The 9,069-nt window shown below is 61.4% G+C and carries 7 protein-coding genes; 6 read left to right on the forward strand and 1 reads right to left on the reverse strand.

The window, feature by feature from the left end:
* The coding region (locus ACTHNE_RS07935; RefSeq protein WP_440268959.1) for an isopentenyl transferase family protein at positions 1-185 on the reverse strand (185 nt) is incomplete at its 3' end.
* Between the two features lie 172 nt (positions 186-357).
* On the opposite strand from ACTHNE_RS07935, the gene ACTHNE_RS07940 reads away from it, so the two are divergent.
* From ACTHNE_RS07940 to ACTHNE_RS07965, 6 genes are all read left to right on the forward strand, one after another.
* On the forward strand, positions 358-609 hold the full coding sequence (locus tag ACTHNE_RS07940; protein WP_440268960.1) for a hypothetical protein: 252 nt from the start codon (positions 358-360) through the stop codon (positions 607-609).
* An 81-nt stretch (positions 610-690) separates the two neighbouring features.
* Positions 691-1,725, forward strand: coding sequence for an L-threonine 3-dehydrogenase (tdh, locus tag ACTHNE_RS07945; RefSeq protein WP_440268961.1), 1,035 nt, complete (start codon positions 691-693; stop codon positions 1,723-1,725).
* Between the two features lie 204 nt (positions 1,726-1,929).
* Entirely contained in the window at positions 1,930-5,610 is a 3,681-nt protein-coding gene (locus tag ACTHNE_RS07950) for a DUF748 domain-containing protein (RefSeq protein WP_440268962.1), read from the forward strand.
* A gap of 255 nt (positions 5,611-5,865) precedes the next feature.
* The gene (locus ACTHNE_RS07955; RefSeq protein WP_440268963.1) at positions 5,866-6,693 is read left to right on the forward strand and encodes an SAM-dependent methyltransferase; all 828 of its coding nucleotides are present in this window, start codon (positions 5,866-5,868) and stop codon (positions 6,691-6,693) included.
* Between the two features lie 81 nt (positions 6,694-6,774).
* Entirely contained in the window at positions 6,775-7,047 is a 273-nt protein-coding gene (locus ACTHNE_RS07960) for a hypothetical protein (protein ID WP_324945886.1), read from the forward strand.
* 5 nt (positions 7,048-7,052) lie between these two features.
* Positions 7,053-8,858 carry a tetratricopeptide repeat-containing diguanylate cyclase gene (locus tag ACTHNE_RS07965; RefSeq protein ID WP_440268964.1) on the forward strand — a complete coding sequence of 602 codons (1,806 nt, stop codon included), beginning with the start codon at positions 7,053-7,055 and terminating at the stop codon, positions 8,856-8,858.
* The last annotated feature ends 211 nt before the right edge of the window (positions 8,859-9,069 follow it).

A 9,069-nucleotide genomic window follows, 5' to 3' on the forward strand; every position in this document is an offset into this window, starting at 1 on the left:
TGGCGAGCCAGCGTGGCGGCATCGGGCTTGGCCGCGCCGACGTCCAGTCCGCGGTAGACCAGCGCCGAGTCCACGCTCACCAGCTCCAGTGCGAAGCGCTCACGCAGCGCGCAGGCGAGCGCGGTCTTGCCCGATGCGGTCGGACCCATCAGGAATACGGCGGGCGGGCGCGCATCGGCAGTCATCGGTGCATTGTAGGTGGCGCACGAGCGGACTCCACCGTTTGCCGACGTTCCCCCGGCGAGTGAAATCGGTCACGTTCCCCGGGAATACTTCGTCCCCTGCCCCGGTGGCTGCTTGCCTGCGCATCCGCGTGAGCGCACCATCCACATACGGCGACTACATAGAATTCACGCCATGGCGCACCGAATCGATGCGGAACACGACCAGGACGGTATGCAGGGGGCAGTTGTCATGCTGCGGCCAGGGACAGCCACGTCCGCACCCCGCCCCCACCCGATCGCCCAGCCCACTTCCCGCCACCCGGCTCGCGGAGAGTCGCCGGTGACCCGCAAGCCGATCTGGGACAAGAACAACTTCGGGTTCTGGCTGACCGTCTGCGTCCTCATCAGCCTCGCCTTCTCGATCACCCTGCACGCCCTCGGCTGAGTGCACGGCCGCACCCGCGGCATGGCCCTATAATCGTCAGCTTTCCCCGCCCGCGTTCGCGGGCCCGACGATGGTGGTCCCATGCCGCAGACGATGAAAGCCCTGGTCAAGCGCAAGCCCGAACAGGGCATCTGGATGGAAGAGGTGCCGGTTCCGCAGGTCGGCCCCAACGAGGTGCTGATCAAGGTCGAGAAGACCGCCATCTGCGGCACCGACCTGCACATCTACAAGTGGGACGAGTGGTCCCAGCGCACCATTCCTCAGGGCCTGACCATCGGTCACGAGTTCGTCGGACGAATTGCCGAGCTCGGCAGTGCGGTGACCGGCTACAAGGTCGGCGACCGCGTTTCGGCCGAGGGCCACATCGTCTGCGGCCACTGCCGCAACTGCCGCGCCGGGCGGCAGCACCTCTGCCCGAATACCGTCGGCATCGGGGTCAACCGCAACGGTGCCTTCGCCGAATACGTGGCCGTTCCGGCATCCAACCTGTGGCCGATCCCCGACCAGGTCCCCTCCGAGCTCGCCGCCTTTTTCGATCCGTACGGCAACGCTGCGCACTGCGCACTCGAATTCGACCTGATCGGCGAGGACGTGCTGATCACCGGCGCCGGCCCGATCGGCATCATCGCCGCGGGCATCGCCAAGCATGTCGGGGCGCGCAACGTGGTGGTCACCGACGTCAACGATTACCGCCTGAAGCTTGCCGCCGACATGGGCGCGACGCGCGTGGTCAACGTGGCCAACCAGTCGCTGCGCGAGGTGGTCAAGGACCTGCACATGGAAGGCTTCGACGTCGGCCTGGAGATGAGCGGCAATCCGCGCGCCTTCAACGACATGCTCGACGTGATGTACCACGGCGGCAAGATCGCGTTGCTGGGCATCCAGCCGAAGGGTGCCGGCATCGACTGGGACAAGGTGATCTTCAAGGGCCTCACGCTGCAGGGCATCTACGGCCGGCGCATGTACGAGACCTGGTACAAGATGACCCAGATGGTGCTGACCGGCTTCCCGCTGCAGAAGGTGCTCACCCACCAGATCCACATCGACGATTTCCAGAAGGGCTTCGACCTGATGGATGCGGGCGCGTGCGGCAAGGTGGTTTGCTCCTGGCATTGAGGCAGGTTGGGGCGCAAACCCCAACGTCGGGATGCGTGAAGATCGCGATGTTGGGGTTTGCGCCCCAACCTACGGTTACGCAATTCACAAAGCGCGGCTACACTCGCTCCATTGGCGCGCCGACATGAAGTAACGGAAGGGCTAAGAGCACGGCTGGCTTGCCGGCACGGTCGGTCCGCGATGTCACGGGAGAGCATCGACGGTATGACGAACGGAAACCGGTCACCTCAAGCACGGTCGCCGCAAGCGCTGATCAAAGCCGGTCGCGAACGCGCGACGCGCGCGTACCACTCCCGCCGCCTGCGCATCACCGCGCTGGTCATCGCCATCGTCCTGCTGCTGTTCGGCCTGTTCGGCTTTTTCATTGCGCCCGGGCTGATCAAGAGCCAGCTGGAAAAGCAGCTCGCCGCGCAACTGGAACGGCCAGTCACGATCGGCGCGGTGCATCTGAATCCGTATACCGTGCGCCTGACCGTGGACCGGCTGCATATCGGCGAGCGCGACGGCAGCACACCTTTCATCGACCTGGATCAGCTGGTCGTGAACGGTTCGTGGAGTTCGCTGTTCCACCTGGCGCCGGTGCTGGATCAGTTGACGCTGCAGCATCCGCAGATCCACATCACGCGCAGCGGTCCGCAGACCTTCAACTTCAGCGACATCATCCAGCGTTTTGCAGCCAAGCCGTCCGATCCGAACGCTTCGCCGACGCGCTTCGCCATTTCCAACATCAGCGTGCACGACGGTGACATCCAGTTCGACGACCGGGTGCAGAACGCTACGCACCACGTGGATCAGCTGGACATCGGCGTGCCGTTCATCGCCAACCTGCCGCACGACGTGGACATCTTCGTGCAACCGCTGCTGGCCATGCGCGTGGACGGCAGTGCGCTGCGCATCCAGGGTCAAACCAAGCCGTTCGCGAGCAGCCGCGAGTCGGTGATCAGCTTCACCATGGATCACCTGGACCTGGCCAAGTATCTGACCTATTCCCCGACCCAGCTACCTGCTGCCATTCCCAGCGGCTTGTTGTCCGGCACACTGGACGTGCGTTTCGTGCAGGCGCAACCGAAACCACAACTCGTGCTGCAAGGCGCGTTGCAGCTGGACGATTTCAGCATGACCACGCACGATCGTGCCCCCATGCTGGAGATCAAGCACGGCGTGGCCGCGCTGCGCGACGTGCAGCCGCTGGAGTCGCGCTACGATTTCATCAGCATCCTGCTCGACCACGCCTCGCTGCATTACACCAAGCAACCGGGCGACCGTACCAACTTCGACGAACTGCTCGGCAAGAACGCGCCGCCGCCCAAGCCCGGTACGCCGCCTACCGATGCGCAGATCGGCCTGCTCGTGCTGCAGAACAGCGCACTGGACTACGCCGATCTCACCGGACCGAAACCGGTGCATCTGTTGCTGGAAAACATGCATGGTGCGATCCGCAAGCTTTCCACCGTATCGGCCCAGCCGGGTGCAGTGGACGTGCGCTCCACGCTGGCCGGTGGCCAGCTGCGTGCGGCCGGCAATCTGTTCATGCATGCAAGCCGCTTCGAAGGCAAGGTCAGCGCCAGCCACGTCGCGCTGCAACCGCTCGCCGCGCTAGGTCCGGATTCCCTCAATGCGGATATCGCCGGCGGCACCCTGGACGGCGACACGCAGCAGCGCATCGACTGGAGCAAGACGCTGGCGCTAACCATGGAGCACAGCAAACTCGCGATCAACGATTTTGTATTGGCGCAGCGCAACCGCAAGCCGGTGGCATGGCATTCCTTGAACGCCAGCATCAAGCATCTGGACCTGGGCAGCAGCACGGCGCAGCTCGACGATGTCACGCTGCATGGCTTGAAGATCGATGCGCGCAGGTTGCAGAACGGCACGATCGATCTTGCGAACCTGACCAAACCCTCGCCACCAGCCAAAACCAGGCAGCCGGCCTCGCCAAGCTGGCATTGGAGCATCACCCATCTGCTTATCGACGGCAGCAGCTTTGCGTTGACCGATCCCAGCCTGCCGAGCAAGAACGGTCATATCGAAGTCAAGGCCGACAAGTTCGCGCTGGACAATCTTTCCGACGACATGCGCAAGCCGGTCAAGCTCAACCTGAGCGGTGGCATCGGCCGCGGCAGCTTCACCATCGATGGCAACGTCAAGCCGGAACCGATGGACGCGGATCTGCGCATCGTGGCGACCAAGCTGTGGGTGGCGCCGTTCGCATCGCTCGTGCAGGTACCGCTGAACGTCAACATCGACAGCGCATTGTTGAGTGCCAATGGCCGCATCCGTTATCGCGATCATAAGCCGCAGCCGCTGATGAGTTATCAGGGCAGCATGCTGCTGGGACGCTTGCGCGTGCTGGACAAGGTCACCAACGACGATTTCCTGCGTCTCAATTCACTCGCCGCCAGCAACATGAAGCTGGAAATGGGCGGCGCTGCGCCAAAGGTCGATATCGGCGGATTGGCGCTGGACGACTTCTATGCGCGCGTGATCATCAACACCAACGGCCGCATCAACCTGCAGGACGTAGTGGCCCATCCCGAGCAGGCGCCGGTGTCGGTCACGCGCGAACAGATCGGCCCGGCGCAACCCTTGCACGTGGCGCCGCCACCGGTAAAGGAAACCTCGCACGTTCCCGGCGGCGGCACCACGACGACGGCGACGGTCGCACCGAACAATCCGCCCTCCACCACGCCACCGCCAAGCATCCATATCGGCCAGATCACGCTTGCCAACGGCAACCTCAACTACACCGACAACTTCATCAAGCCCAACTACACGGCCAACATCACCCAGCTCGCGGGCAAGATCGGCGCGTTCGGTACCGATACCGACAACGCGCCGGCGGATGTGAGCCTCAAGGGCGAGCTGGACAACGATTCGCCGGTGGATATCGAAGGCGTGATGAATCCGCTCACGCCGGTGGCATTCCTGGATATCAAGGCCACGGCGCAGGACGTGGAGCTTACGCACCTCACACCCTATTCGGGCAAATACGCGGGCTACCCGATCACCAAGGGCCGGCTCACCATGGACGTGCATTACAAGCTCGACCACAACAAGTTGAACGCCGACAACCATATCGTGCTCAACCAGCTCACTTTCGGCGATCGCATGGAAGGCCCCGGCATCGGCCACTTACCCGTGAAGCTGGCGGTGGCGTTGCTGAAGGATTCCAACGGCAATATCGACATCCACGTACCTGTTTCCGGTTCGCTCGACGATCCGGAGTTCAGCCTCGGCGGCGTGATCTGGCAGGCGTTCGTCAACCTGCTCAAGCGCGCCGTCACCTCGCCGTTCCGATTGCTCGGTTCCATCGGCGGCGGTGATGGCAAGGAAGACCTGGGCTATGTGGAATTCGCCGCGGGCTCATCGGTCCTCGACGCGCAGGCGCAGGACAAGCTCGCGCACGTGGTGGAGGTGCTCAACAAGAAGCCGGAACTGAAACTCGACATCACCGGGCGTGTCGACCCCTCCGTGGACGAAGACGGTTTGCGCCACGTCACCGTCGACGACATGGTGCAAAAAGAAGAAGCCGACGACATCGGCACCGCCGCCGCCAAAGCCGCGCCCGCCAAACCCGGCACCGACGATTACAACAAATACCTCACCAGGGCGTACAAGCACGCCACGTTCGACAAGCCGCGCGATCTTATCGGCCTGACCAAGTCGCAGCCGCCCGAGGAAATGATCAAGATGCTGGAAGCCCACGTGACGGTCGACCAGGATGCGCTACGCCATCTGGCAGAGCGCCGTGCTGGCGCGGTGCGCCAGTATTTGCGCGGCAAGATCGACGACAACCGCATGTTCGTGCTGGCGCCGAAGCTGGATGCAAAGGGGATCGACGACAAGGGCAAGACGACGCGCGATGATTTTGGGTTGCATATGTAGGCCCGAATTTCCAGGCAGGATGCTCGGTGGGGCAAAAATGGACCTTGCTTGTCACCCACCCCTGGGCGTCACCACAATCGCTTCACTCCTCGCCAGCCTCATGCAAGGCTGCCTCGATACAAATCGGGGGATCAGGGGTATCGCGGCCTCCGAAGCATCAAGTTGCGGAAGAGGCACGCCTCTTGCTTCGGTAAGTGCTGTTGACCCGTCTCCGGGCGCACTCGAGCCCGACCAACAAGGAACTGTGGTCCCGCCATGCATGCGTCTTCCCTTCGGCTATCGAACAAACCATCCCGCGGCAGCCTTGCTTGCGTAGGCATGGGCATGACCCTGGGCTCCCACCTTACTCCTCTGGCGCGCGACCATATCGAGCAGGCCGACGTGGTATTCGCGGCGCTTTCCGATCACATCGTAGAAATGTGGCTGCAACGCATGAATCAGGACGTGCGCAGCCTTCAGCCCTATTACGCGGAGGGCAAATCAAGGCTGAAAACCTATAAGGAATGGGTGGACCTGATGATGGCCGAAGTGCGCGCGGGCAAACGCGTATGCGCGGTGTTTTACGGTCATCCCGGCATTTTCGCCTGGTCGACGCACAAAGCGATCGAGGTCGCCCGTGCAGAGGGCTTCCAGGCGCACATGGAACCGGGCATTTCCGCTGAAGATTGCCTCTATGCGGACTTGGGCATCGATCCGGGCCGTTTCAGTTGCCAACATTTCGAAGCGAGCCAGTTGCTGTTCTACGAGCATCGCATCAATCCCGCCGGCTACGTAGTGCTATGGCAGACCTCGGTGGTCGGGGATTGGTCGCTGATGCGGCTCGAAACCGGGCCGGCCTATCGCCAATTGCTGGTGGACAGACTGAGCCAGGATTATCCGCTCGATCACGAGGTGATCATTTATTACGGCGCAACGCTGCCCATCGAGCAAGCCAAGATCAGGCGCCTCACCTTGCGCGATTTATCCGATACCACGCTGGCTCCGCAGGAGACCGTGGTACTGGCGCCAGCCGCACCGTTGAGGCCGAACCTCCCCATGCGCGAACGGCTGGCGGAACTGGATAAGGCAATCGGCTTTGCATGAGGCAATAAATGCTTCGCCATCGCATCACGGCAGTCAACTTCACGAGGAAAGGGGAAGTACATGGCAGATACGATTGAATGGTTGGAAACCATCGGCAAGAACGCCGCGCTGCGTCGCGCTCCGGCCGAGAAACTTGCGGAAACCTTGGAAGCGACAGATGCCACGGCCGCGTTGAAGGCGGCCGTGAAGTCTCAAGATCGCTCTGCGTTGTTTGCCGAACTCGGGCACAAGCCCGTGAGAATGCACAACATGAATGGTCCCTCGCATCCGGAAGAGCCGGATCATGACCATGACGAGCACGCGCCAACGCGTCCGCCTCGCCCTGATCAAGACCAACCATCGCGCGATCGGTAGATTGCATGTCGCGGTGGGAGCACCGCTTCAGGCCATGGCCCATTTTTGTGGCCATGGCTTTTTGCGCTTTCGAGCCGTCGCTGAGCGAAGATGCGCCGGCGCCCTCCATCGCAACGCTGCTGGTCCAGACCGAGAGCCTGCGCACGTCCAATCACCCGAGATTTCAACGCCTCCTGGAGGTGCTGCATCAGCAAATTCCCGGCATGTCCGCGCACGAACGCTGGCAATTGCGCTACCTGGACGCGTATCAGGCTTCCTTCCAGGGTGATTACGCCAATGCCGAGATCATGCTGCGGGACATCATGGATCATTCCGCAGATTCGATTTTGATGACCAAGGCCGCTGCCGTTCTCATGAACGACATGGGCAGCAACAAGCGCTATACGGAAGCGTTTGAACTCGCCAATCGGTTGGCGGCCGACCTGCCGAAAACGCAAGACAAGCTGACGCGCTTCCTGGTCTTGTTCTACCTATCGCAATTGCTCAAATTGGCGGGACAGTACGATTTGGCGGCCAACTATGCGCACGACATGATGCAGACCCTTCCTGCAGGGGAAACACCATGTAAACCGCAGGCCATGCTTGTACATGTGTTTTATGACAGTCACAGACTGACTCTCTCGATGCCGGAACTTCAGCATGCCATCGAGATCTGCCAGAACGCCGGCGAGCCCGTCATTGCCGATTCGCTGTGGCTCATCAAGGCTAGTCTTTACCTGGATGAAGGACAGCCAGACAAAGCGATAGCGTTGCTCCAACGTATTGCCCCTGGCATTCACTCCAACCCCAATTACTACAATACGCTGGACCTTCGATCTGAGCTTGCGCAGGGATATTGGAAGCTGGGCAAGGACGACCAAGCACATGCAGCAGCGCTCGATACCCTGGCGGCTGCTTCTCCAAACGATGTCAATGAGGAGTTGAGGGACGCCTACGACGTGCTCTATCACGTTGAAAAAAAGCAGGGCAACGTGGCAGCCGCACTGGGCTATTACGAACACGCCGTTGCCCAGAACATCGGCCATCTCAACGATGTCAGCGCCAGGACGCTGGCTTACGACGTGGCCCAGCAACACATGCTTGCTCAAAAGCTGGAGACGGAAAAACTGAGCAAGCAAAACAACATACTTCGCTTGCAGCAGACGCTGGCCGTCAAGACGATCGAAACCGGCCGGCTCTATATCGTGCTGCTGCTCGTGGTTCTGGGCTCCGTGATCATCTGGTTGTTTCGCACCAAGCGCGCGCAACTCCATTTTCAGCGGCAAGCCCGTCTCGATGGCCTCACCGGCATCCTCAACCACCAGCACTTCATCAGCGAAGCGCAGCGCCATATTCGCCTGATGGAACGGAAGCTGGGTCCTGCCTGCCTGATCTTCATCGACCTGGACTACTTCAAGCAGATCAACGATACACACGGCCATGCCATTGGCGACACGGTATTGAAGCATACGGTGGCCCTCTGCAAGCAGCCATTGCGCGCCAGCGATTTGTTCGGGCGCCTCGGCGGCGAGGAGTTCGGCATCCTCTTGCTGGATTGCACGCCTGGGCAGGGTGCTGCCATTGCCGATCGCATTCGCACCACGATCGAGGCCACGTCGATCGATGCAGGAGAGCGCGCGATAACCTTCTCTGCCAGCATCGGCCTGGCCTCTACCGTCACGTGCGGGTACGACCTGCAGCGGCTGTGCAGGGACGCCGATACCGCGCTGTACCGGGCCAAGCACATCGGGCGCAATTGCGTTATCGCCCATACGGGACACGACGATCGGGACAGCGGCCTGGACGCCGAAAACATGAAAGCCATGAGCTAGTGCGGTGTCTCAAAAATAACTTTAACTAATTCATGCCGTGTGTCATGGTTGGTTCCTTGATAAACGGGAGCTCTTGTTCATGGCCAAGCGCGGACGCCCTGCTTCAACGTTAACGATCACCGATCAAGAGCGTGCAGAGTTGCTAGCGCATCTGGCAATTCGTAAAGCGCCTGCGGATGAAAAGCTGCGCATTCGGATCGTGCTGGGCTGT

Source organism: Dyella sp., assembly GCF_051954575.1.
GTDB lineage: Bacteria > Pseudomonadota > Gammaproteobacteria > Xanthomonadales > Rhodanobacteraceae > Dyella_B.